20 protein-coding genes and 1 pseudogene are annotated in these 26167 nt (G+C 49.9%); 19 read left to right on the plus strand and 2 right to left on the minus strand.

From position 1 onward, the window contains the following. The first annotated feature begins 9 nt into the window (after positions 1-9). The 3 genes from gnpA to B9T62_RS06075 are packed head-to-tail and all read left to right on the plus strand — an operon-like array spanning position 10 to position 3808. Positions 10-2172 (plus strand): 1,3-beta-galactosyl-N-acetylhexosamine phosphorylase, encoded by a 2163-nt coding sequence (gene gnpA / locus B9T62_RS06070; RefSeq protein WP_087914448.1) that lies wholly within the window; start codon positions 10-12, stop codon positions 2170-2172. 21 nt (positions 2173-2193) lie between these two features. Next, the gene (locus B9T62_RS39890) at positions 2194-2349 is read left to right on the plus strand and encodes a DUF6903 family protein (RefSeq protein WP_169834294.1); all 156 of its coding nucleotides are present in this window, start codon (positions 2194-2196) and stop codon (positions 2347-2349) included. Between the two features lie 28 nt (positions 2350-2377). Beyond that, positions 2378-3808 (plus strand): alpha-L-fucosidase, encoded by a 1431-nt coding sequence (locus B9T62_RS06075; protein WP_087914449.1) that lies wholly within the window; start codon positions 2378-2380, stop codon positions 3806-3808. Positions 3809-3887: 79 nt separating this feature from the next. Here the strand turns inward: B9T62_RS06075 and B9T62_RS06080 are convergent, their stop codons facing one another. Next, a complete protein-coding gene (locus B9T62_RS06080) occupies positions 3888-4976 on the minus strand; it encodes a low temperature requirement protein A (protein ID WP_087914450.1) in 1089 nt (362 codons plus the stop codon). A 153-nt stretch (positions 4977-5129) separates the two neighbouring features. On the opposite strand from B9T62_RS06080, the gene B9T62_RS38740 reads away from it, so the two are divergent. From B9T62_RS38740 to B9T62_RS06115, 7 genes are all read left to right on the plus strand, one after another. Next, on the plus strand, positions 5130-5303 hold the full coding sequence (locus B9T62_RS38740) for a hypothetical protein (RefSeq protein WP_157685469.1): 174 nt from the start codon (positions 5130-5132) through the stop codon (positions 5301-5303). Positions 5304-6069: 766 nt separating this feature from the next. Then, the gene (locus tag B9T62_RS06090; protein ID WP_087914452.1) at positions 6070-6981 is read left to right on the plus strand and encodes a GNAT family N-acetyltransferase; all 912 of its coding nucleotides are present in this window, start codon (positions 6070-6072) and stop codon (positions 6979-6981) included. Positions 6982-7026: 45 nt separating this feature from the next. Next, positions 7027-7704: a hypothetical protein gene (locus B9T62_RS06095; protein ID WP_087914453.1), complete on the plus strand. Its 678-nt coding sequence runs from the start codon at positions 7027-7029 to the stop codon at positions 7702-7704. A 6-nt stretch (positions 7705-7710) separates the two neighbouring features. Further along, positions 7711-8097, plus strand: a complete 387-nt coding sequence (locus B9T62_RS06100; RefSeq protein WP_087914454.1) for a VOC family protein — start codon at positions 7711-7713, stop codon at positions 8095-8097. A gap of 271 nt (positions 8098-8368) precedes the next feature. Further along, positions 8369-9508: a glycerol dehydrogenase gene (locus B9T62_RS06105; RefSeq protein ID WP_087914455.1), complete on the plus strand. Its 1140-nt coding sequence runs from the start codon at positions 8369-8371 to the stop codon at positions 9506-9508. Next, positions 9509-11287, plus strand: coding sequence for a dihydroxyacetone kinase subunit DhaK (gene dhaK / locus B9T62_RS06110; protein WP_087914456.1), 1779 nt, complete (start codon positions 9509-9511; stop codon positions 11285-11287). It begins immediately after the preceding gene. 559 nt (positions 11288-11846) lie between these two features. Next, on the plus strand, positions 11847-13160 hold the full coding sequence (locus B9T62_RS06115) for an amidase (protein ID WP_087914457.1): 1314 nt from the start codon (positions 11847-11849) through the stop codon (positions 13158-13160). 660 nt (positions 13161-13820) lie between these two features. Here B9T62_RS06115 and B9T62_RS41675 read toward each other — a convergent pair. Next, a pseudogene (locus B9T62_RS41675) lies at positions 13821-14101 on the minus strand (alpha-amylase family glycosyl hydrolase); the annotation flags it as partial. A gap of 441 nt (positions 14102-14542) precedes the next feature. Between B9T62_RS41675 and B9T62_RS06125 the strand changes: the two are divergent. The 9 genes from B9T62_RS06125 (at position 14543) to B9T62_RS06175 (ending at position 24835) form a co-directional block, all read left to right on the plus strand. Further along, positions 14543-15001, plus strand: coding sequence for a hypothetical protein (locus B9T62_RS06125; protein WP_157685471.1), 459 nt, complete (start codon positions 14543-14545; stop codon positions 14999-15001). A 532-nt stretch (positions 15002-15533) separates the two neighbouring features. Next, positions 15534-15971, plus strand: a complete 438-nt coding sequence (locus tag B9T62_RS06135) for a hypothetical protein (RefSeq protein WP_087914460.1) — start codon at positions 15534-15536, stop codon at positions 15969-15971. Between the two features lie 861 nt (positions 15972-16832). Further along, positions 16833-17273 carry a hypothetical protein gene (locus B9T62_RS39895; protein WP_169834337.1) on the plus strand — a complete coding sequence of 147 codons (441 nt, stop codon included), beginning with the start codon at positions 16833-16835 and terminating at the stop codon, positions 17271-17273. Between the two features lie 1133 nt (positions 17274-18406). Further along, positions 18407-19120 (plus strand): GntR family transcriptional regulator, encoded by a 714-nt coding sequence (locus B9T62_RS06150; RefSeq protein WP_087914463.1) that lies wholly within the window; start codon positions 18407-18409, stop codon positions 19118-19120. Positions 19121-19266: 146 nt separating this feature from the next. Next, a complete protein-coding gene (gene uxuA, locus B9T62_RS06155; RefSeq protein WP_087914464.1) occupies positions 19267-20319 on the plus strand; it encodes a mannonate dehydratase in 1053 nt (350 codons plus the stop codon). A gap of 17 nt (positions 20320-20336) precedes the next feature. Further along, positions 20337-21197, plus strand: a complete 861-nt coding sequence (locus B9T62_RS06160) for an SDR family oxidoreductase (protein WP_087914465.1) — start codon at positions 20337-20339, stop codon at positions 21195-21197. Continuing rightward, the gene (gene uxaC, locus B9T62_RS06165; protein ID WP_087920147.1) at positions 21197-22609 is read left to right on the plus strand and encodes a glucuronate isomerase; all 1413 of its coding nucleotides are present in this window, start codon (positions 21197-21199) and stop codon (positions 22607-22609) included. The genes B9T62_RS06160 and uxaC overlap by 1 nt, the downstream gene beginning before the upstream one ends. Positions 22610-22777: 168 nt before the next feature. Continuing rightward, positions 22778-23149 (plus strand): hypothetical protein, encoded by a 372-nt coding sequence (locus tag B9T62_RS06170; RefSeq protein WP_087914466.1) that lies wholly within the window; start codon positions 22778-22780, stop codon positions 23147-23149. Positions 23150-23413: 264 nt separating this feature from the next. Continuing rightward, positions 23414-24835 (plus strand): FAD/NAD(P)-binding protein, encoded by a 1422-nt coding sequence (locus B9T62_RS06175; RefSeq protein ID WP_087914467.1) that lies wholly within the window; start codon positions 23414-23416, stop codon positions 24833-24835. The last annotated feature ends 1332 nt before the right edge of the window (positions 24836-26167 follow it).

The following is a 26167-nucleotide window of genomic DNA, read 5'->3' on the forward strand; positions in this document are numbered from 1 at the left end:
AGGATCAACATGGCATTGCATAAAGGAAGAGTAACCCTGCCAAGTGAAGAAGGGTTCGTAGCAGAAACCAAGGAAATGATGGAGCGCTGGGGTGCGGATGCGATCCGCGACAGTGACGGGACGAAGCTGGATGAGGCGGTGAAATCGCTGGATGCCAGAATCTATACCGCTTATTTCCCTTCAAGAGGCCACAACGAATTCATCGAGCAGCATATGGAGGAATGCCCGCAGATCTTTCTGCTGTCCGACTTCTGCCTGGCAAGACAGGAAACGCTCGAAATTGAGTTCCTGAAACCTTACTACCGCGACCAGCTGGAGCCGGATTACATCCATGATCCGAAGCACTACTGGCAGGTAACCGACCGGACCAGCGGAGACCTTGTGCCGGCATCCGATTGGGATATTGCTGAAGATGAGCATAAGGTGATGATCCGGGGGACGGTGCCCTGGCATGAATATACCGTATCCTTCCTCGCCTATATCCAGTGGGACCCGGTGCAAATGTATAACCACATCACCAACGATTGGGGCGACAAGCCGCATGAAATACCGTTTGATGTGAAGCAGCCGCATTCGAATGCTTTTATATACAAGACTATGAAGCAGTGGCTGGAGCAGAACCCTGAGGTGGATGTCGTCCGGTTCACCACGCTGTTCTATCAGTTCAGCCTTGTCTTCAACCAGCTGGGCAAAGAGAAATTTGTGGACTGGTTTGGCTACGGGGCAAGCGTCTCGGTAGCGATGCTGGAGGATTTCCGCCAGGAGAAGGGCTACGCCTTGACTGCAGAGGATTTCGTAGACCAAGGCTATTACAACTCTTCATTCCGGATTCCTACCATCCGCTATCTGGAATATGTTGATTTCGTTTCCCGGTTTGTATCAGCGGAGACGAAGAAACTGGTGGACCTGGTGCATGCACACCGGAAGGAAGCGATCATGTTCCTGGGCGACCAATGGATTGGCACCGAGCCTTACGGCCCTTACTTCGAGAGCATTGGGCTGGACGCGGTGGTTGGCAGTGTGGGCGACGGCACCACCCTGCGCATGATCTCGGATATCCCGCATGTGAAATATACGGAGGGGCGTTTTCTGCCTTACTTTTTCCCGGATGTCTTCCATGAAGGCAATGATCCTGTGATCGAAGCCAACGGCAACTGGCTGTCGGCACGGCGGGCCATTCTGCGCAAACCGATTGACCGCATGGGCTATGGCGGCTACCTGAGTCTTGCTTACAAGTTCCCGAGGTTCATTGATTATGTGGAGAAAATTACGGATGAGTTCAGGGAGATTCATGAGCATATTCAATCAAGCAAGCCTTATTCCGGCCTGAAGGTGGCCGTGCTGAACTGCTGGGGAGCGCTGCGGACCTGGCAGGCGTTTACGGTGGCGCACAGCTTGTATTCCAAGCAGGCCTATTCTTATTACGGAATACTCGAATCGCTCAGCGGTATGAATGTTGACGTGCAATTTATCTCTTTTGACGATGTGCTGGCGAACGGAATTGATCCTTCCCTGGATGTCATCATCAATGCTGGGGATGCCCATACTGCGTTCTCCGGCGGAGAGGTGTGGAAGAACGCCAAGCTGGTAGAGCTGCTGCGGGAATGGGTGTATGGCGGCGGCGGATTGATCGGGGTAGGCGAACCGGCTGCGGTGCCGCATCAGGGGAGATATTTTCAGCTGGCCGATTGCTTCGGAGTGGATAAGGAGCTGGGCTTCAGCGTATCCACGGATAAGTACTTCCACACCGTAACAGAGCAGCACTTCATTACTGCCGATCAGAGCGGCTATGCCTTCGGGGAGAGTATGAGAAGTGTCTACGCGCTGCACGGCGAGGTAGATATACTGGAGTATTCAGAAGGCGAGATCCATCTGTCCGCCAATCAGGCAGGAGCAGGCCGTGCGGTTTATATCGCTGGATTGCCGTATTCGCCGGAGAACACGCGGCTCCTGATGAGAAGCCTGTATTATGCCGCAGGCCGGGAGCAGAAGCTGGAACGCTGGTATGCAGCCAATCTGAACTGTGAGGTTCATGCCTATCCGCAGCAGGGAGTGTATGCAGTAGTCAACAACACGAATTCTCCGCAGCGTACGGTAGTGTATGACGGAGACGGAAATTCATCTGTCGTAGAGCTTGGCGCAAGCGAGATTCAGTGGAAGCCAATCCACTAAAGAAACGGGAGGATGACGCAGATGAGAGTCGGATTGCGGATCATCATGATGTTGAGCTGTGTGGGCCTGGTTGTGTTTGGACACCGTGAGGTCGGCTATGGCTCTTTGGGACTGATGTTCGTTGGTCTTATAGGGCTGCTGGGCTTACTCTATGACTATAACCGCAAATACCAATAGAAATGACCAGAAAGGATTACCGCAGCAGATGAATATGAAGGATATCGCCAACATCAGGCCGTCACGTAGACAATATGGCTGGCAAAAACTGGAGTTCTACGGGTTCATCCACTTTGGCATAACAACGATGACCGGACGGGAGTGGGGGCTTGGACATGAGGAGCTGTCGCTGTTCAATCCCCGGCAGCTGGATGCTGCAGAATGGGTGAAGCTGCTGCAGGAAGCAGGGATGAAGGCTGTGATCCTGACCTGCAAGCATCATGACGGATTCTGCCTCTGGCCGAGCCGCTATACGGAGCATACCGTGGCGAATACGCCGTGGAGAAACGGTAGTGGTGATCTGGTGAAAGAGGTTGCCGAGGCGTGCCGGGAGCAGGGTCTGAAATTCGGCGTGTATCTGTCGCCGTGGGACCGCACGGAATCTTCCTATGGAGAAGGCAAGGCCTACGATGATTTCTATGTGCAGCAGCTGACTGAGCTGCTCACGAATTACGGCGAGATCGGCTGCGTCTGGCTCGATGGCGCCAATGGGGAAGGACCCAGCGGCAAGAAGCAATATTATGATTGGGACCGGTATTATGAGACGGTCCGCCGTCTTCAGCCGCAATGTGTGATCAGTGTCTGCGGCCCGGATATCCGCTGGGTCGGCAATGAAGCAGGCCATACGAGGAAGGAAGAATGGAGTGTGGTGCCGCGAATCGTCCAGGACGCCGAGAAAATCGCCGAGAAATCGCAGCACGCGGACGACGGGGAGTTCTCCCGTTCGTTCAATTCCATGGACGAGGATCTGGGTAGCCGCAGCGCCATCGCGGGCTATGACGGGGAGTGGGTCTGGTACCCTGCTGAGGTGAATACGTCGATCCGGCCGGGCTGGTTCTACCATGAAGAAGAGGACAGTCAGGTGAGAAGCGACCGTGAACTGTTCGAGATCTATCTGAATGCGGTGGGAGGCAATACGACCTTTCTGCTCAACATTCCGCCGGATAAGGACGGAATCATTGCTGAACCAGACCGGGAGGTCCTGCGGAGGCTTGGCAAGCGGATTGCCGCTCTGGGCGAGGCGAATCTGGCTCAGCAAGCCGCATTTACCGTATCCAGCTCTGAATATAATGCCTATGCTGTCAAATGGCTTGCCGGTGAGCATTCCGAGGCCTGCTGGAAGCCGGTGCAGGAGGACCTGGAGCCATGGGTCGAGCTGGCTTTCTCGGAACAGATAGAATGGAACACGATTATTCTGCAGGAGCATATTCTGCTGGGACAACGGGTGGAGGCCTTTGAAATATGGTCGGCCGACCCCGGCGGGTGGCAGAAGCTTGCAGAAGGGACCGTGATCGGCTACAAAAAAATCATCCGTGTTCCGCAGACCTCATCCACACATCTGAAGCTTGTATTCAAAGAGTTCCGCGAGTTCCCTACGCTCGCACAGATTAGAATCCTTAACATCCAGAATGATGCTTAATACGCAGCACAGAACCCTCTCTCTTCGCGCTGCGGAGAGAGGGTTGTGTTGTACGCTGCTTATGACCCTATTGCTGCAATCAAATCGTTGACTTGGCAAACACTACGAAGAACAACATAATTTCCGCCAGCAGCAGATGCACCGGCACCGTAATGAGCAGATCAATGCCGAACAAGACGCAGAGCATAACGCCGAGACCAAGGATAACCTTATAGTCGGTTCTGCGGTGACTGAAGCTGTAGCGATTAAAGACAAAGCTTACGGCAAGGAAATAGATCAGCACAGAGCCGAAGGTGAAGCACACCAGGAACAGGTAATCCATTTGCCCGACAAACATCAGCTGCAAGGCGGCGGCGATCATGCTCAGCGAGAAGTATATAAACAAATGTCCGTACATCAGTGTCTGTCCAGCCGTCTCCGTGGTCTCATCCATATGATGCTCCAGCTTCTCGAAATATTGCCACCAGATGGAAATTACGCAGATGAAGGCCATGACCGCGAACCCGACCGTTGATGCCGTGAAGGCTTCGGACTGCAGTACCGCGAGCATGCTGATGACGGATTCGCCCAGCAGAATCAGAGTGAACAGCCCAAAGCGTTCCAGCAAATGAGCGGTATGGATGGGTGTAATCACTAATTTGCGGCGGCCGATCAGCGGGACCAGGACATCTACAGCAATCCCGGCGTAGAGAACGAAATATCTGATCCAGGAATCGAAGAACAGCGAGCAGCAGGAAATCACAATCCCGATCCAGAAGTAGGTGCCGAAGAACTGCGCGGTTTCTCTTTTGTGACCGGTATGAACACGTGCAGTAAGCAGATACTGTACAATCGTAAGCGTCCTTAAGCCGATATATCCAATTAGAAAAGACAGATAATAGGCGTTGAAATCCGTGTTCAGACTGGCAGTCATTATCAGCACAAAAAACAATTGCAAAATCATAAAAATTCGCTGTTTATTGCTGTCCTCGCCGAAACGGTTGTTGTATACGCTCTGCCCAACCCATGCCCACCAGATCGGGATGAAGATCAGCATAAACTTCGCCAGATGCTCGGCGGTAATCACACCATGCTCAACATGCAGCAGAACATGCGTGGCTTTGGACACTGCGGCCACAAATAACAGATCATAGAACAACTCAAGCCAGGTAACCTTTTTATGCTTCATTTTGCCTGAGCTCCTCTCCATCATCCTTTTCTGTCATCAAAATGTGAATATTCTGTGATAACAGCTTTTATTTATACTTTAATCTATAGATCATGCCACTACAATATGTTCTCAGAATAGTTCTCTTCTGAAGAATGCTCTAAAAAGGGCGGGATGGAATTAGCTACATTTGTCCGGGGAGAACGATCAGGCACAGCGGGATATTACATGCTTTGCAATGAAGAGATCCGCTGCAATTTCCGCAACGGCGTGGATATGAAACAGCTGATAGATCAATACGGCTTATCTATGGACAGCATCAGAAAGATCGTCTATTCAAGAACATAATCAATCCCCGACAGCTCCTCTGCTGAGGATTCTCTTATTGTGTAGAGATTATGATTTACTTTAGTTGTGGATAATGTAGTTACTACCGACCGTCCCCGCGATTTAGCGTGTTGCTCTGCAACCTTCAGAGTAATTAAGTGCGAAACTGCAACTAAATTCCACCGAAACTCCTGTCAGGGAACAAATAAGTGCGAATCTGCAACTATTTTCGAGAAAATCGCTTCTTTAAAGCTCAAAACTTCAAATTAGATGCTTATTTGCACTTATTTCCTCCAAAAAGGAAAAAATAGGCTAATTAGATGCGTTTTCGCAACTAAATTGGCGGACTCTCTTCTTATGAAGCTATCAAGAGGCTGAGGGTTTGATGCCCTTATCATACGGAGGCCTAAATACTAACATAAGGATTATATAAAGTTAAGGTCTTGCGCATTCCGCAGGAACAGCCCGCCTGTGACCTTAACCCCGGCGTGCATCCCGTCAGGGATAGCGGGCCAGCCCCTGCGGCGTCCAAGCGGTCCCGAAGGGATAAGCGTTCCACCCTCCCCAGCTCCCTAAACACCGTACCGTCAGACTCATTCGCCAAACTTGCGGGAGTCCAGAGGGTGCAGCCCTTTGAGGCCCTCCCTTGGAAGGGAGGGTTTGGGTGGGATCGAATCTTGGTATCGAATCTTGGTATAGATTTTTTATAGCAGAACTAGCCATATTCTCCCCCTCCTTATGTTCCTATAATGAAGGTAATACAGAGTGTACAGGAGGAGAACCCAAAATGAAAACACATTACAGAGACTATAACCCGGAGGATATGATCAAGGTCCGCAATTTTCTCTCCAGCTCATATGCCAAGCTGAAGCGGCCGAGCAACTGGCTGATTGGCCGTTTTGAGTTTGAGGTGTTTTTTATGAACAAACGGGCAGGCTGGCTGCCGGGCTGGGAACAGAATATCGGGCTATGGGAGGATGAGCACGGAGAACTGGCCGCCGTGGCAGGCCGGGATGGCGATTATTATTTTCTGCTGGATTCCGAGGAGCCGCCGGCTGAGCTGCTGCGTGAAATATTTGCTTTTATGGAGAAAAAGAGCTTTCAGAATTCCGGTGACCGCTGCAAGGTGGCGATTCCTGCCGGAATGGTTCAGCTCGAGGAGCTGGCGGCAAGCCGCGGCTATCAGCTGCTGAATGAGCGGGACAGTACAGGCTGCATCGAGCTGAGCCGCGAGTTCCCGGTTCGGCTTCCGGCGGGCTATCAGCTCCGCAGCGGAGAGGAAGTCAGCGACAGGGACAAGGCGATGGGACATATCATGGCGTTCGATTACCCGGATACGGAGCGGGCCGAGCTGATGCTTGAGCATTTTGGCGGCATTCGTGAAGCGCCCAGCTACCACCCCGAGCTGGATTTGGCCGTGGTGAACGGGCAAGGAGAGGTCGTTTCCTTCTGTAATGTGTTCTTGGATGAGGACAATAAGCTTGGGGTATTGGAACCGGTGGGTACCCACAAGGGCTATAGAAAGCAGGGTCTGGCTAAAGCCATCATCTATGAATGCCTGAACCGGCTGCGGGCCATGGGCATGCTGAAAGCATATGTCGGCCCTATGCAGCCTTTCTATGAACGGATCGGATTCGTACAAGCTGTAGAACTTAAGGTATGGGAGTCCACCATCCGTTATAATCAAGAGGAGCGCTGAACCTCAGTAAGGGAGCGCACCGGATAACGGGAGGTGCAGAAGAGCATGATCAGAATCATGGCAAGAGCACAGCTGAGGGATGAAGGGGAGGCAGGTACGGCATACCTGCGGACCGGCGGAGAAGCGGTAAGGTTGATCGGTGCAGGTCAATTGATGACTGCCGCCGCCTACAAGTGGAACCGCAATGTGTTCCTCTATTATGAATGCAAGGAAGCGGCGCTGACTCCGGAAGCGCTGCTTCCTTGCGTGTCGGAGATGCTGGAGGATTGGCCGGGAATCGCCGAGCCGCGCAAGTGGGTTCCGCTGATCGATGTGTTCCATTTCAATGCCCCGCAGGATGCAGAGCATTGGCGGCGCAAGCAGCCTGTAGAGCGGCAGGTCGGCAGGGTAGCGCACCTGAAGCCGGAGATGGTCGCCAGCTACATTTATTATCACTATCAGCTTCAGGAGGAGCAGGCTTTCTACGGGCCGAAATACGAGATCATCGGGCTGCACGAGAACCTGCTGTTCGGCTATCAGGAGTTCCCGGCGGTTGTGGAAGAGCCTGTCGTCACAGGAAAGCTGGCTACCTCGGGCACACCTGAAGACTGGAGTCAGTCACGGATGGACCTGCATTTCCAGCCCTGGCCGGACGGCCATTTGTATTTCAAACCTGTGGAAACCTTGTTTAGCCTGCAGGAGAAGGACGGGCAACGAAGCAGCCTGGAGGAAGAGAAGGAGTGAAGAACATTGGTTACCAGGCTATTACAGTCTCACAGCATATTCCCTACGCTTGATATTGAACAGACAGCCGCATACTACGTTCAGTATCTGGGTTTCAGAGCTGTACCTTATTTGGATGCTCAGGAGCCTCTTATTTGCTTATACCGTGATGATACGGAGATTATATTAACCTGCTCCCGGGGGCAGAGGGTGATTCCCAACCGGGAATTGTACGGGTATGGATATGATGCTTATTTTATTACAAGAGATCAGGAGCAGCTGGAGCAGGAATTGGCCGCAGCCGGGGTGAAGATCGTGCGCCCACTGATGAATACGGACTATAACAATAAGGACTTTGTGATCGAGGATATAGACGGCCGCTGGATCTGCTTCGGCATCAAACAGAACGGTTAAGCTCATAGCATGTTGATTATTTCCATTCGCTCAGGAGGGTGACAGATGATCTATATTACAGGTGATCTTCACGGCACCCACTTATTTTCAGGCCATTGAAGACCGTCTGCAGTATAAGCAATGGTTCTTTGGCCATTATCATCAGAATGCCGAGCTGCCGCCAGAAGAAGATTGCTGTACCGCGAACGTGTGCTGGTCTCAAATTCTCCTGTATAGTTTAATAAGTAATAGCTAAATTTATAAGTATTATAAATAGGAGGCTATGCAACTTATGAGAAAAGCGTTCATCAGTCCAAGCAAATATGTGCAAGGGGAAGACGAACTGCTCAATTTGGGGTATTTTGTGAAATCCTTTGGGGAATCGGCTCTGCTGATCGCTCACCAGGATGATGTGAAGCGTGTGCGCGGCAAGCTGGATGCTACGGCGGCGAAATTCGGCATCTCGTTTGTGGAGAGCGATTTTAAAGGAGAATGCTCACGCCAGGAGGTGGCAAGACTGCAGGCCATTGCCAAGGATAAGGGCTGTACCTGCACGATTGGTCTGGGCGGAGGTAAAGCAATTGATGCGGCCAAATGTGTAGCCGAAGGAGAAGCGCTGATTATCTGTCCGACGATTGCGGCTACCGATGCGCCAACCAGCCATTCTGCGGTGCTGTATACGCCGGAGGGTGCTTTTGACGATTATGCCTATTTCAAGCAGAGTCCATCTGTGGTTCTGGTAGATACTACGGTGATTGCCAATGCGCCTACACGATTCCTGGTAGCGGGAATGGGCGATGCTCTATCGACTTATTATGAAGCGAGAGCGACGTCCCGGTCTTATTCCAGAGTGAATGCGAGCCTGCCGACAGGCTCCAGGGAAGGGTTTTGCCCGCCTGCCGTAGGTACCCATGCCGCGCTTGCGCTCGCCACGCTATGTTATGAAATGCTCTTGAAAGACGGTCCCCAGGCCAAAATCGCCAGCGATTGCAATAGTGTTACCCAAGCGCTCGAGAATATCGTGGAGACCAATATCCTGCTCTCAGGTCTTGGCTTCGAAAGTGCGGGACTAGGCGCAGCGCATGCGATTCATGACGGGCTGACGATCCTGGAAGGTACTCATCACTATTATCACGGGGAAAAGGTAGCCTTCGGCACCCTTGCGCAGCTGGTCCTGGAGAACGCGCCTGCTCAAGAGCTGTATCAGGTGCTGGATTTCTGTCTGGAGGTAGGTTTGCCTGTCTGTCTGGCAGACATCGGCGTGAAGCATATTACCCAGGCTGAGCTGCTGGAGGTCGCCGAAAAAGCCTGCATTCCGGAGGAATCGATCCATGCAATGCCATTCCCGGTGACCGTAAACGGAGTGGCAGCAGCCATTGCGGCGGCGGACCGCATCGGCCAAGCGTATAAGAAGCTAAGGGAGGCTGAATAAATGAAGAAAATCATTAACTCTCCTGAGAACATCGTGCTTGAAATGTGCAATGGCATGGTGCAGGCGCATCCCGAGCTGACCTTTCTGCAGAAATATAAAGTGATCATGAAGCGGGAGCTTAACGCGGATAAGGTCAGCCTGATCAGCGGCGGCGGCAGCGGGCATGAGCCGGCACATGCGGGTTATATCGGCAAAGGCATGCTGGACGCGGCGGTGTGCGGAGATATTTTTGCCTCTCCTTCCCAGATTCAGGTGTATCAGGCGCTTAAGGCCACCGCAAGCTCCAAGGGCACCTTGATGATTATCAAGAATTACAGCGGCGATATGATGAACTTCAAGAATGCGGCTTATCTGGCGCAGGAAGACGGAATCCAGGTGGAGTATGTGCGGGTGGATGACGACATTTCGGTGAAGGACAGCTTGTATACAGTGGGACGCCGCGGTGTGGCCGGAACGGTGTTCGTGCATAAAATCGCCGGCGCGGCCGCAGAGCAGGGGCGCAGTCTGCAGGAAGTAAAAGCTGCGGCGGAACAGGCGGCGGCCAACGTCCGCAGCATCGGCTTTGCCTTAACCTCCTCTACCGTCCCGGCCAAGGGGACACCAACCTTTGAACTCCCAGCAGATGAGCTGGAGTATGGTGTCGGTATTCACGGAGAGCCGGGCATCCGGCGGGAGAAGCTGGTCTCTGCCGATACGCTGGCCCAGCGGATGGTAGAGGCGCTGCTGGCTGACCTCGGCATTGTGGACGGCCAGCCGTCCGAAATCGCCCTGATGGTCAACGGCTTCGGCGGAACGCCGCTGCAGGAGCTATACCTGCTGAACAACTCCGTTAACCGCGAGCTGGCGAAGCGGCCGGGGATTAAGCTGTGCAGAACCTTTGTCGGCAATTATATGACCAGCATTGATATGGCCGGGGCATCCCTGACTGTATTGAAGCTGGATGAAGAGCTGAAGGGACTGTTGTATCAGGAGAGCGATACCCCGGCGTTCAAGGTTGCTGCAGGGGCAGCCGAGAGTGCGGAGTTTGTTGAGGTCATTGATGAAGCCAAGGCAACGGATGCTCCGGTTTCGCATGCAGTTCAGACGCCGGAAGCTTATGCCGTCATTCAAGGCAACCGTTTCTCACTGGATAATATGGTCTACCTGATCGACAAGATGAGTGAGATTGTTATCGAGAATGAGGTTCCTTTCTGCGAGCTGGATTCCCAGGCTGGTGACGGTGATTTCGGCATGAGTATAGCCAAGGGCTTCCGGCAGCTGAAGCGTGAATTGCCGCATATTCTGGAGGAGGGCAAGACCGATATCGGCAGCTTCCTGGATGCCTGCTCACTGGTTATTATGGAGTACTGCGGCGGGGCTTCCGGGCCGATCTGGGGCTCGGCGTTCCGTTCAGCGGCCAAGGCGGTGGGGGATAAGACGGAGCTTAGCCAGGCCGATTTCGCCGTGATGCTGCAGGCTGCCGTGCAGGGTATTCAATCCACCGGGGAACGCTCCTTCGGCCGGGGGGCCGTTGTCGGCGACAAGACGCTGATTGATGCGCTTGCACCTTGTGCGGATGCCTGGGAGCAAAGCGCGCAGGAGGGCGTGGATTTCCACACCGCGCTGGCCAGAGGCGCAGCGGCAGCGGTGGAAGGCGCGAAGCAAACCGAAACGATCGTAGCCCGCATGGGCCGCGCCGGCGCAGTCGGTGAGCGCAGCCTGGGCTACCCGGATGCGGGCGCTTACGCGCTGGGCGTGATTTTCACGCAGCTTGCCGAGCATATGAAGGGTGCGGAGTAGGGACTTGGCGGGAGCAGGGTGTGGAAAGCGCGGATTGCGCGCACCCAGCACCGTTCTACTCGCAGCCTATAGTTGCGGACCGTATAGCTTCTATATTGGGCGATTTTCACGATTTTGGCGGTTTAGCGGACTGCATAGCTCTCCCTCTGCCGCCAGAATGATTCCGATCGAAGCCAATTCTGGCGAATAGGGGCATCTGAGTCCGCTAAGCAAGCTAAAGGGCCGGATTTCAAGCAAATAGAGGCACCTGAGTCCGCAATAAGCTAAGTTGGCCTAAAGCATGATGTAAGTACAACCTAACCAGCCACCGAAACGGCAGAGATGCCGTTTTTTTTTTGAAAATATAAGAATTTATATGTTCCACTCTATAAATTATCCTTCTATTTTTCGCAGAAACGGATGCCGCCTCTTGCAGAGGACGGCGAAGCCGTTTCTTCTTAATTTTCGGTAGGCTAGAGGGTAGCAGCTTCCAGAAACTTGAAACCTTACACCCAGCGCTTATCGTATGTGGTAGAGGAAATCAAATGGATGATTTCACTACTATGATGGAGATGATCATTTGCTGCTCACCCGATCCTCTTTAACCGAAACCCGGCAAGCCCTTGATGGGGCTGAGTCTTCCAACCGGCTTCAGCAATTCTACACCGAATATTGGCAACGGATGGAGCGGCTTGAACCTGACATTTGTGCATTTGTTGCTGAGACGGATGCCCGTCAGCGAATAGAGCAGGAAACGAGACGGCTACTAGGCAAGTATGCCAACTTTGAGCCGAAACCAGCTCTCTATGGTATTCCTGTCGGCATCAAGGATCTGATGCATGTGCAGGGTTTACCCACGAGAGCAGGTTCCCTTCTACCGTCCGAGGGTTTAGCTGGGCCTGAAGGTTCCTTGGTGAAACGTCTGCGGGAATTAGGCGCGGTCATTGCCGGCAAAACAGTAACCGAAGAATTTGCTTATGCCGGACCCATGCCGACCCGCAATCCGTATCACCGGGATCATACGCCGGGAGGGTCAAGCGCAGGGTCTGCTGCAGCGGTGGCTGCCGGTCTTTGTCCACTGGCTGTAGGTACGCAGACTTTGCGATCGGTTACCGCACCGGCTTCCTTTTGTGGTGTGGTGGGGTACAAGCCCAGTTATGGCCGGATTCCGCTCGATGGAGTGATCCGGCTGTCGCCGTCGTTTGATACGGCCGGATTGTTTACTCAGGATATCCCTGGGATGGAATATGCGGCAGCTCAGCTTATCCCTGATTGGACGACGCTGGTTCAGCCGAACCGCAGGCCTGTGCTTGGCATTCCAAGCGGCATTTACATGGAGTTTATGAGCGATGAGGTGAGGCTTGTTTTTGAGCAGCAGATTGCAGGTCTTAAGCAGCAGGGGTATGCCATCCGGCAGGTGGATATGCCTTGGGAGGATGCTTGGCTGGCGGGGGATACCATGCTGCGGCTGGTTGAAGGCGAGATGGCGCGGGTGCATGCCGATTGGTTCGAGCGCTATCGGGATGACTACAGGACTCCGGTAAAAGAGGCCATTCTCAGAGGCAGGCTCATAAGTGACAGCGAGCTGGAGCAATATCGCCAGGAGCAGACCTGCTTGCGGCAGGGTCTGCAGGATACGATGAACCAGATGGGAGTGGACCTCTGGGTTTCACCCGCCCAGGGCGGAACCGCGCCCAAGTTCGGAGAACGGACGGGCTGGCCGGGAATGACGGCGGTCTGGACCTTAGCAGGTTGTCCGACGCTCAGTATTCCGGCAGCATCCATTAACGGTTTGCCGCTTGGCTTTCAATGTATTGGAGGCTACGGCCAAGATGAATTGCTGCTGGCCTGGTCAAGGCAGATCGCTGTGCTGCTGCAGGAAATGTCTGTCTGAAGCGGATGTGCAGATCATCTGGGCTGCGGCACTTGCATGACGGGCAGGGCCAAGCTCAATTGTAACTCCAGCCTCAGAAAATAACGCAAAGTGCAGCCAAAAGAAGTCACACTGGTTAAGAGTAACTATAGAACTAAGAGTAACTATAGAATGTGAACTAAAGAGGGTTACAAACGGAATTGTCAGAAGGTCCTGTGCATTAAGGTTTGCTGGTAACCCGACTATTCCATTCTAAAGTTCATCATATATAACTCTTTGCTGCTGGTAACTGTATTTCATACATCTATTTCAAGTAAATATCGCTCCAAACTGACTTTAACTGTATTCTGTGCAGCTATATTCCGCCAAAACACCGCTGAACGGCTAAACGGGGAAATATAGCTGTATGAAATACAGTTACATCTCCCCCACACGCCTAAAAAGCAAATATAGTTGTATGAAATGCAGTTAGGGCCTGGGCCGACTATGTTTACATGTTGCCTCGATGAATACCTATCAACAAACAGACGGGCACTTCCTCTGGGACACCACATAAGCTGATGCAGCAATATGCCCGTCTCGCGATTCACAGCCACACCGTACTCCACAGCAGTGTCTAACCGCACATTACCTCACCTAACTGTAATTCACTGTACATCACGCACGCATCTCATCTTAAACCTCCGGATTCATAGCCTTGACCGTCTTGCGGAAGCCGCGCCAGAAGCAAAGGTCCACCTCATTCGTCACATCCAGCCGCCAGCCGTCAATCTTCACTTCCGAGAGCCAGTAGGCCGCAACATCCAGCAGATATTGTCTGGCTTCCGGGTTGGCCGTGTTCAGCTTAGGCATCCCGGCGACAAATCCAAATGTATCATAATTGGGATTCTCTCCACTGGCCTGAACCGGAAGCTATGGATATGAAACCAATCCCCATACTTGGACTGTTCTCCGTGGGCAATATGGTAAAGAGAGTCAAGCTTAATATCAGCTTCCGATTGTGCTGCCTTCAGAGCCATTTGATTGAATTCCACTTCAGTCACTCTCCCGGGTGTAAGTTGTATAACCACAAGCTGTATCTGGCACATCACGCGGTTAGCATTTCTTAATACCCTGAACCCGGGAGGAGGAAGGAATACTTTTTGATATTTACATCGCTCCTCACGGTTCGCCCTTAAACTGCTATTCACGAGGGCCATAGACTAACTCCGGGAAAGTAATGGTAGAATGCTTTGCCTCAAATATTTCACATCATACCGTTTCTGAAAATGGGATTAATATTCATTTAATCCTTAAATTTACCGATGGTTATATCGAAGAGGGTTGTGCGTTGCGTAAATACTTCTAGTAATTCTCACAGTTCAAATTTGTAGAAGCTAACAGAATTGAGAGAGGGGAATAAATTGAGAGAAAAATCGATTTTTAGAATAAAGGGAATAGGTCAAGTTATAGGTGTAGTTATTCTACATATGCTTATCATTAATTTTTTAAATATTAAGATAAGTAACTGGGAGGGAGAGGAGATAAAGCTAATTATTCTAATTTATTGTATTCCAATAATTCTCATGTATATAACTTGTATGATGTCTTTAAAGGCTAAGAAGGTTAAATACAACCTGTTTTGGTTAATAATTAGTCTTTTTCCAAGTACTTTTATTCTTTTTTATTTAAAAGATATACAAGGAAATAAGGCTAATGTGCCTGGCATAGTTGATACAAGTTACTTTAACTTTAACTTTGATAAAGGTCAGATTGAGCTTATGTTTTTGTTTCCTTTAACTTACTTGGTAATTCAATTAATCTTTATTGGTTTCGATGTGGATTATGAAGCTAACAAAATAATCTTTTCCAATTCTATATAAGGGGGTTCTAATGAGAAAGTTAATATTCATCAAATCTATGCTTTATATTTCTTCTATTATTCTATTACATGTTGTTTTAATCTACTTTCTTAAAATGTGGGTAGAAGAATGGGGAAAAAGCATGTTAATCGAATTACGTATGACCTACATTTTGCCGCTTTTATTGTTAAGTTTTAATTGTTTCCTTTGCTTAAGAAAAAGATTTCTCAAATATCTGAAAGCTTGGATTATAACAAGTACGATCCCAAGTCTATTCATTCTATTTTCTATTAAAGTGAACTTGGATTTAGTGAAAAGTAACAATGCAGAAAACATGATTGGTGTTACATTCCCAAATTATTATGTTGAATTAGTTTACTTTTTTCCTATTTTTTACTTTATAATACAAAATATATTTTTATTAGTTTTAATTTTTAAGTTAAGGAAGGAAAAAAATCATTGAAAATTATTGGTTGTTTCGTAATGTCTAAGAGATTCAAAAGGACATTATTATACTGGTTAATAAACTAAATCTAGTAGGAGGAGATGAAAAGTGAAAGCGATAAGGAATATACTTCTGGCCATACTTTATGTTTTACTGGTTGTTGGATTACATCTAATCTTAATCTATTTTCTTGATATAAGAATAAAAGGCTGGGAGAAAGAATTAATAAAAGAATTAGGTAAGGTGTACTTTCTACCGCTATTCTTGTGTTTTATTAATTCTTTAATGTTTATAAGGACTCGGAGGATAAAGTATCATGTCACCTGGTTTTTGGTAACTACGATCCCAAGCTCGTTACTCCTGTTATTTTTCAAAGCAATACAAGGTGTTGGAGATAGTGAGTATGGGGTTGTTGTTTCTATTGAATTTTTTCCGAAATATTACGCGGAAATGCTCATTCTGCTTCCTGGGAGCATTTTAGTAATCCAATTTATTTTGACTTTATATTATCTCATAAAAATAAGAAAAGAAGTTATCGTTCGATAGTATAGAGAGGGATTTTTACTATGAAAAGTTTTTTTTCGATCAGTATAATTATTACAATTTTCGTTTCTTTATTTAGTTCAACTGGAAGTTTTTAAAATTATACATATGCTAGTTCAGTTAAGGAGTCGGTGTACAGCAACAATCAATCCGAACAGTCTTCAATCGGAATATTGAGCACATCAGTCTATCCAGATAATGCTGTTGTGAAATTTGGAGAGAAGATATACATCAATTATAGCTTCAATGATAAAGCTCACCCAGTACTTATTAACATTTATAAAGATGATGTCTTACAATCGGAATATATCTTAAGGCGGGAGAGGCAAACCGTGGGGTGGGTTGTTGTTAAAAGTTGCTTAGACTAACCTCGGTTGAATGATGGTGCAGTACTTTGCAGCAAACATTTCACATGATTTCGTTTACAAATTTCGTTTTCAAAAATGGAATTACTATTCATTTAATTCTTAAAGTTTCCGATGATAACATAAAAAGGGATATTTGGTTCGTGGATACTTTTGTTGAGTCTCATAGTTACAAATTTATTGATGTAAACAGAAGTTATATTGAATTTCAAAGGAAGGTGTTGCAGAACTATCATCAACCTAAAATATGTGGAAAATCGTAAGGAGGGGATATATTCTGGTTATTCTATTTAGCATAGTATTCCTCGTATTTAGTGCCTTTGCAGGAGTAGAAATTTGGATATCAGTTTTGAACATCGCGCTACATTATACTAAACAGAAAGGTTATATTGAGTCACAATATGAAACTGCTGTAATTCCCATCGTTATCTTATCCATTGTAGTGTTTTTCTACGTTCTTTTTATAATATTCTCAATCAAAAAGAATAAGCAGAACCTAATGTTTATATGTTTTATCGTTTCTATAGTTTTCTTTGTATCTACACCTCGATTAGGATGGATATATGATGTAAAAGATTATTTCCATAAAGTTAGCATAGAAAGTAATGAAAAATTTCTAAACAATATCCAAACTGAAATTAACAATCAACCTATTCCATCATACCTAATTGATACTAAAGCAAGTGAGAGAAGAGTAAAGGAGTTAAAAACAAAGTACGTTGTAGTGCTAGTGAAAAATACAGAGGGTGCAATCACTAAAAATGAAGTCGGGTACTTTTTGGATGTAGCCAGAAGCAAAAAATTCAAAAACGTGAATTTATTATTTTATGATAAATCAAAAGAGAATTCTGTTGATATAAGTATGAATTTCGAGAATGGAGTTACTTTCTGCTATCCCAATATGGAGTGTGAAGATCTTGGTGTAAAAGAGAATGAATAACTAAAAATAGGGAGGTTATATACTAGATCAGGTATGAGGATTCACTAAAGCGGCTGCAAGAAACCTAGTGGATATTTATTGCTTGCATTGTTTTTTGGCATTTCCCGAAAGCGATATCATATTGAATAGCATAAAACATATGCATGTTCAGGAATAGCACCCAAGGAGGGATTAAATGAGGAATTTCATAATACTCAAATCCATTCTTTATGTTTCTATCGTTATTCTATTACATAGTACGTTAATCTACTTTTTTGAGATGAAGATAGAAGGATGGGGAAAAAGTCTTCTGAATGAATTATGTAAGACCTACATTTTGCCGCTACTATTATTATTTTTTAATTGTATGTTGTGCGTAAGGAAACGAGTGCGCAAATACCAAATAGGTTGGTTTATTACAAGCACAATCCCTAGTTTTTTACTGCTCAGCTTTATAAAAGTAACCGAAAATATGGACACGACTACAGTATGATCTTTTTTGAGTTTCCAGAGTATTATGTATCTTAATGTACTGAAATTAAACAGGTAGTGAAGCTGCTGCCGAAGACGATGTCTTCATTCCGCTGACCATTTCTTTAGACCAATAGCTCTCATACGTAATTAAGTCTGAAAGCGATGTCACGGCAACCACGGTGATCTCGCTTTTTTAGTTTGCCTGGGAACGATAAAAGGTAAGCTGCAGATTGCTCCCACTTCCGCCGGAGTTGCTGAACCCTTAGGAATGACCTATATTAGTTGGATAAGCAGTTACTGCTTAGGTCCTCCTTTCCCTATGTGTTACTCGCCCAGCCTCTGATTCAACACCCCGCACTAAAGAATAGTCAGGGAAGGGTGTCGCCCGTAACCCTCGCTTCGATTTCAGACGGTTGCGGACTCAGGAGCCCCTATTTGCTGTAAATAGGCAGGTTTGCAGGATTAACGGACCCAGGAGCCTCTATATTACAGAAAACCCTCGGTTTAGAGCCTGTTTTGACGTCTTAGGGGCTATACGGTCCGTAAGACTTCAAAATATTATACGGTCCGCTAGAAAAGGGGTTACCTATAGTTCAAGTGCTTGGGGTGTCGCAGGGTCCTAAGTAGTAACGATAAGCTTACTCATGATTGTGAACAGAACCTGAAGGAGTGCAGTACATATGATGAAGGTATCCCCCAAGCAGCCCGGTGAGAACAGCAAGGATTACTCCTACCGTGTGATTAAGCAGAATATTATGTCGCTTACCCTGGCGCCAGGGCAGGTAATCAGCGAGATTGACTTGGCTGAAGCACTGCAGATTTCGAGAACTCCTGTCCGGGAGGTAATCGCGAAGCTGAAGGAAGAACATCTGATTGATGTGATCCCCCAAGTTGGAACCTATGTCTCCAAAATCACTGGTCAGCTCATTGAAGAGGCTGCGTTCATGCGGCTTACGCTGGAGCAGGAAATTCTGCTCCGCTCGTCCCGCTCTTTCCCGGCGGAGGTCCTGCCGGAGCTGAGAAGAAATGTTGCCCAGCAGGAGCTGCTGCTGGAGCAGCAGGGCAGAGAGCTGGATTTCCACCAGCTGGACACGGAATTCCATCAGCTGATCTTCCGCGGCAACCGCAGAGAGAATGTCTGGACAGCCATTACACGGCTAAGCACCCATTACAACCGGATGCGGCTGCTCTCCGAGATGGAGCACAACTTCGGCGAAGCGGTCTCCCAGCACCGCGAGATGCTGCGCATCATCGAGCTGCATCTGACAGAGCAGGTCGAACCGGCAGTGAGGCAGCATATTATTGAGCCGATGAAGGATTGGGAGCAGCTGTATCAGCCTGGAAGCAGATATGCGGCTTATTTCGATGTTGGCTCGCCCATCGGATTGGCGTAAGGCAAGGAATGCGCTGAAAGGGTCTTCATTTTGTGTTGCGCATTCTTTTTGCTTATGCTAGCATACTAGTATGCAAGTCAGATGCGAAGAAGCAACATTTTAACGAATGTGTTGACGAAGAACAAATCCAAGGAGGTCCATGACAAATGGAAATGACATTCCGCTGGTATGGCGAAGAAGATCCGGTGAAGCTGGAGTATATTGCCCAGATTCCGGGGATGAAGGGTATTGTTACGGCAATCTATGATGTGCCGGTAGGCGAAGTCTGGCCGATGGAGAAGATTACCGCGCTGAAGGAACGTGTTGAAAGCGTTGGACTGAAGATCTCCGTTATTGAGAGCGTTCCCGTACATGAGGACATTAAGCTGGGGCTGCCCACCCGTGACCGTTATATCGCCAATTACAATCAGACGATCCGCAATCTGGGGCAGGCGGGAATTCCGGTAATCTGCTATAACTTTATGCCTGTGTTTGACTGGACGCGCTCCGACCTTAATTTTGAACTGCCGGACGGATCGACTACGTTGATCTATGAGCAGAGCATCGTCGAGAAGATGGACCCCAAGCTGGGCGAATTATCCTTGCCGGGCTGGGACACCTCCTACGGGGAAGGCGGTCTGGGCCAGGTGCTGGAGCAATACGAGCAGGTAGATGAAGAGAAGCTGTGGGAGCATCTCGGTTACTTCATCGCAGGCATCCTGCCGGTTGCGGTGGAGAGCAAGGTGAAGATGGCGATCCACCCGGATGATCCACCTTGGTCTATTTTTGGCTTACCGCGGATTATCACGAATAAAAACAATCTGGAGCGTTTCCTGAACTTATACGATTCTCCTTACCACGGTCTGACTCTGTGCTCCGGCTCGCTGGGCTGTGATCCGAATAACGATTTCGTGGACATGGTCAACTATTTCGGCGGAGTGAAGGACCGGGTGCATTTCGCACATCTGCGCAATGTGAAGATTACCGGAGAGAAATCGTTCTGGGAATCCGGCCACCTGTCCGAGTGGGGTTCTCTGGATTTCTACGAGATTGTAAAAGCTTATCTGGACTACGGCTTCGACGGACCTTTCCGTTCCGACCATGGCCGGATGATTTGGGGCGAGACGGGCAGAGCGGGCTACGGTTTGTATGACCGTGCACTGGGTGCCGTTTATATTAATGGCTTAAGCGAAGCCATTCGTAAATCTTCACAAGCATAGAGGAGGCAGCATTTGCTATGACAACCTTACCTTTTACAATTGATCTAAGCGGCAAAGTAGCCGTTGTAACCGGTGGCGCGGGTGTGCTGTGCTCGCAATTCGTCGATGCGCTGGCAGCCTGCGGAGCGAAGGTGGCGATCCTTGACCGCAACCTGGATACTGCTGAAGCGAAGGCGCATGAGGTTAAGCAGGCCGGCGGCATCGCCCTTGGCGTGCAGGCCGATGTGCTGGACAAGGCCAGTCTGAAGCTTGCCCATGAACGGATTGCTGCAGAACTGGGCCTCTGCGATATTCTGATCAACGGGGCGGGAGGCAATCATCCGCTGGGCACCACAACCAAGGAATATCTGTTTGCCGATGACCTGAAGGAGAAGCTGGAGGATACCATCACCTTCTTCGATCTCGATGCAGAGGGCGTCCAGTTTGTGTTCAACCTTAATTTTCTCGGCACACTGCTGCCTTCACAGGAATTCGCCTCTGATATGATTAACCGCAAGGGCGCTACGATCATTAATATATCCTCGATGAACGCCTACACGCCGTTGACCAAAATACCGGCATACAGCGGCGCCAAAGCGGCAGTGAGCAATTTCACCCAATGGCTGGCGGTGCATATGTCGAAGGTGGGCATCCGCGTCAATGCGATTGCCCCGGGCTTCTTCGTGACGGCGCAGAATGAGAAGCTGCTCAAGAATCCGGACGGCAGCTTCACCGAACGCTCCGAGAAGATTCTGCGCAATACGCCGATGGACCGCTTTGGCGAAGCGAAGGAACTGGTCGGCACGCTGCTATACCTGGTCAGCGAGGACGCCTCCAGCTTCGTTAATGGTGTCATTATTCCGGTGGACGGCGCCTTCTCGGCCTATTCGGGTGTATGATGACTACATTCATACATGAGGATTTTCTGCTGCAGAACGAGACGGCCAGGAAGCTGTACCATGATTATGCCGAGGCGCAGCCCATCATTGACTATCACTGCCATCTGGACCCCAAGGCAATTGCCGAGAACCACCGCTTCAGCAATATCAGTGAGCTGTGGCTGAGCGGGGACCATTACAAGTGGCGTGCGATGAGAATGTATGGGGTAGAGGAGCGATACATCACCGGAGACGCCTCCGCTGAAGAGAAGTTCAAGAAGTGGAGTGAGGTACTGCCTTACACACTGGGCAATCCGCTGTTACACTGGTCGGCACTTGAGCTGAAAGCCTATTTCGGGGTGGAAGACCTGCTGACCTCAGATAATTGGGAAGAGATTTATAAGCGCTGCAATGAGGTGATCGCCCAGCCGGATTTCACCGTCCAGGAGCTAATTACCCGTTCCAATGTGAAATGGATCTGCACCACCGACGATCCGGTAGACGATCTGCGTTACCACAAGCAGCTGGCAGAGCAGCAGACCTTCACAACAAAAGTGACGCCCACCTTCCGGCCGGATAAAGCGCTCCAGATCGGGGCACCTGCCTTCGGAGAATATTTGACCTTGCTGGAGAATGCCGCAGGCTATGCGATTGATTCCTATGCCTTGATGAAGCAGGCTATGCTGGAGCGGATGGACTATTTCCACCAGGCAGGCTGCATGATCTCGGATCACGGGTTCTCGACCCTGCCCTATGCTGAGGCTTCCCTATCCGAGCTGGAAGCGATCTTCACCAAACGGCTGGAAGGGGCAAGCCTGAGCGGACTGGAATGTGACCAATATATCACTGCCCTGTTCCTGGCGATGGGCCGCAAATATGCCGAGCTGGGCTGGGCCATGCAGCTGCATATCGGGGCCATCCGCAACCCGAACTCGCGGATGTTCCGCGAGCTTGGAGCGGACAGCGGCTACGATACGATTGGAGACGGCAATTATGCCGACAATCTGTACCGGCTGTTGGATGCGCTAGACGTGAGCAACCAGCTGCCGAAGACGATCCTATACAACCTGAACGCTGTGCACAATGATGTGCTGGCGACGATGGCCGGTTCTTTTCAGCAGAGCGGGGTACGCGCCAAGGTTCAATTCGGCTCCGGCTGGTGGTACAACGACCAGAAGGATGGCATGCTGAAGCAACTGACCTCCTTGTCCAGCCTCGGGCAACTGGGCTGCTTCGTCGGCATGCTGACGGATTCACGCTCCTTCCTGTCCTATACACGCCATGAGTATTTCCGGCGGATCCTCTGCAATCTGCTCGGCGGGTGGGCCGAGAGCGGAGAGGTACCCAAGGATATCCCATTCCTGGGACGGATCGTGGAGGATATTTGCTTCAACAACGCCAACAATTACTTCGGACTGGATCAGCGGGTCTGATGTGATGTGAAGCGGCATAGATTCGCACAACGAAACAGCTGCCCCTTTGGATGAGGAGGCAGCTGATTTTGCTATGTGAAAATAAAAGCAATCAAGTAGGCTATTGCCTATGTCTAAATAGGCAGATGTACATAATATATCTCATAAAACATATTATGGAGGTTGAAGATGTACTCTTATCAAGGATATCCATATTACACTCAAGGACGTATCCCCCCTATTTTATTGCATATTAATGATTTAAAACCGTTCATAGGAAAATGGGGAATATTCACTATAGGTAATGAGAAAGTGGTTGCCTATGTTGATAGTGTGGATACTGCAGCTAATTCTGCAAAAGTATATTACCCGGATAACTCTACAGGGGTTATCGATATAGCCATGATATCCATGGCTGCAGGACCTTATGTGACTATGCCTACGGGTACGGGCCCCACGCCTTCCCCGACGCCCATACCCACGCCTGCACCGACACCGCTACCAACAAATTGTCAGTGGGTGTATCTTCCTGCAATCGGGTGGAAATACCTTTGCCTCTGATATTTCTTTTATGAAAGACAATCCGGTAAAAACTAAAGAACGGTTTTTTACAAATACGCTGAAACTAAAAACACTTCAAACCTTTGCCCTCGGGGAAGGTTCTGGAGTGTTTTTGACTGATATCGCTGATATCTTAGTGATGATGAACAATAAATCGGATGGATTTTGGCTGAGATGACAATTAACCTAACATTATCTTTGAAACGGCGAAGCTGCCGCGATATAATACCTCCTAATAAGATGCTACGGAAGGGTATGAGGACGATGAGCCTGGAACTGCTGAACCAGCGAGTGAAACAAGATTTAGCTTATTTGGCTTTTGGCGGAGCGGATTGGGTCCGGCCTGTGGCGCATGCGGAGGGTCATGTGTATGATGTGGTCATTGTTGGCGGAGGGCAAAGCGGCTTGGGCGCTGCCTTCGGTCTGCTGCGTGAGCGGATCTCGAATATTCTGGTGATCGACGAGAACCCGGAGGGGCTGGAGGGTCCGTGGGAGACCTATGCCCGGATGGTGACGCTGCGCACGCCGAAGCATCTGACTTCCATTGACCTTGGAATCCCTTCACTGACGTTCCGCGCCTGGTGGGAAGCACAGGTAGGGCCGCAGGGCTGGGAGGTGCTGGACAAAATCCCACGCGGGGCCTGGATGAATTATCTGCGCTGGTATCGGCATATTCTTGGCCTTCCGGTCATGAATGAGGTGAAGCTGAAGCGGATTGAGCCGGGTGCAGAGGGCGTGCACCGGCTGGTAATTGAAGGAGCCGGTGCGCCGCCGTCCGGGAAGCTGCTAGCGCGCAAGGTCGTGCTGGCTACAGGGATTCAAGGCGGCGGGGAGTGGTATGTGCCGCCGATGATTGCCGAGAATTTGCCGCAGCGGCTGTATGCCCATACTTCGCAGCCGATTGATTTTGCCGCGCTGAAGGGGAAGCGGGTGGCGGTGCTGGGGGGCGGAGCATCCGCTTTTGACAATGCGAATTATGCGCTGGCGGAGGGAGTGGCTGAGGCGCATGTATTCGTCCGCCGCCAGCAGCTGCCCAGCGTCAACCCGATCCGCCAGATGGAACTGTCCGGGATGATCGAGCGTTTCCATGTGCTCTCGGATGCCGACAAGTACACGGCGATCTCACATTTCTTCAAATTCAATCAGCCGCCGACGAATGATACGTTTGAACGTGCGGCTGCTTGGGATGGGTTCCGGCTGCACCTTGGTTCTCCGTGGCTGAGTGTGGAAGCAGCCGGGGAGGGGGCTAAGGTGACTACGCCTCATGGCGAATTCACCTTTGACTTCCTGATCGTCAGCACGGGGCTGCTGAACGAGACCCGCCTGCGCCCGGAGCTGCAGCTGGTCGAGGGCCACATCGCCCGCTGGAGCGACTGCTATCAGGCTCCGGCGGAGACAGCGAATGCGCTGCTGGACGCGCATCCGTATCTCAGCCCCGGCTTCGCAATGATCAGCCGGGATGAAGCGGGCAAGCCGCTGCTGCATGGGCTGTTCGTGTTTAACTACTCTGCGCTGGCGAGCTGCGGATTGTCGGCTTCGGCGATCTCGGGCACCCGCAACGCGGTGCCTAAGCTGGTCTCGGCGATCGCGGATCAGCTGTTCCTCGACGACCGTGAAGCAATCATGGCTAATTTCCTTAACTATAATGAACCGGAATTTGTGGGAGAGTGGCGGGGCAAGGCATGAGCGGAGCGGGCCGGGCCGCTGCTCAAAGTTTCCTTGCATCTGGAGTAGGATGTGGCACATGGAAGATGGGAAATTCCGAGATTCCCGAATGTGCGGCTGCTGTATGAGGTTAAGGTAACATTTGGATCGTAGTCCGCGTCTGGACCGTAAGATGGGGAAGCGTGAAAAGGATGGATGAGCTGGAAATATCTCTGAATTAGTAAGATTACCCAAGGATATAGTTACTGCTAGGTGCGTCCAAGTCCCATTTTAGATACAACGTCGCTTATTACACACTGTCGCCTATTACACACTATCGCCTATCACTGCTTCTCACCCCTCATTTGAGTAACATATTATTGAACTGAAAGTTTGAAATGTGTGCCAGAGCGGGATAAGGTGGAATGAGAGGCAAAAAGGCCTTTGAAATGTGTGCTGGAGCAGAATATGGTGGAATAAGAGGCAAAAAGGCCTTTGAAAGGTGTGATGGAGCGGGATAAGGTGGAGTGAGAGGCAAAAAGGCCTTTGAAAGGTGTGCTGGAGCGGGATAAGGTGGAATAAGAGGCAAAAAGGCCTTTGAAATGTGTGATGGAGCGGGATATGGTGGAGTGAGAGGCAAAAAGGCCTTTGAAAGGTGTGCTGGAGCGGGATAAGGTGGAATAAGAGGCAAAAAGGCCTTTGAAATGTGTGGTGGAGCGGGATAAGGTGGAGTGAGAGGCAAAAAGGCCTTTGAAATCTGCGCTGAGGCGGGATAAGGTGGAATGAGAGGCAAAAAGGCCTTTGAAGTGTGTGATGGAGCGGGATAAGGTGGAGTGAGAGGCAAAAAGGCCTTTGAAATGTGTGGTGGAGCGGGATAAGGTGGAATAAGAGGCAAAATGGCCTTTGAAATGTGTGCTGGAGCGGGATAAGGTGGAGTGAGAGGCAAAAAGGCCTTTCAGAGGTCAGGTGGGTGTAGTAGCAGACTGTGGCAAGTGTTCGAGGGGTAAAATAAGGGAGATATCCCATAAATTCGGCGCGTAAGGCCGGATACGACGAAAAATAAGGGAGATATCCCATAAATTCGGTGTGTGGGGCCGGATACGACGAAAAATAAGGGAGATATCCCATAAATTCGGTGTGTGGGGCCGGATACGACGAAAAATAAGGGAGAAATCCCATGAATTCGGCGCGTAAGGCCGGATGCGACAAAAAGTAAAGGATAAATCCCATAATTTCAGCGCGGCGAGCGGGTCTGCCAGTGCTGAGGCGCGTCCGCACCCGGACTCTTCCCCGCACGCCCCCGGCAACAGCCCATAGGCAGCGGCCACGGCATACAAGCTATGAAACGGAGAATGCCTCCACAGCATGGCGACT

It is taken from the genome of Paenibacillus donghaensis (assembly GCF_002192415.1).
Taxonomy (GTDB): Bacteria; Bacillota; Bacilli; order Paenibacillales; family Paenibacillaceae; genus Paenibacillus_AQ; species Paenibacillus_AQ donghaensis.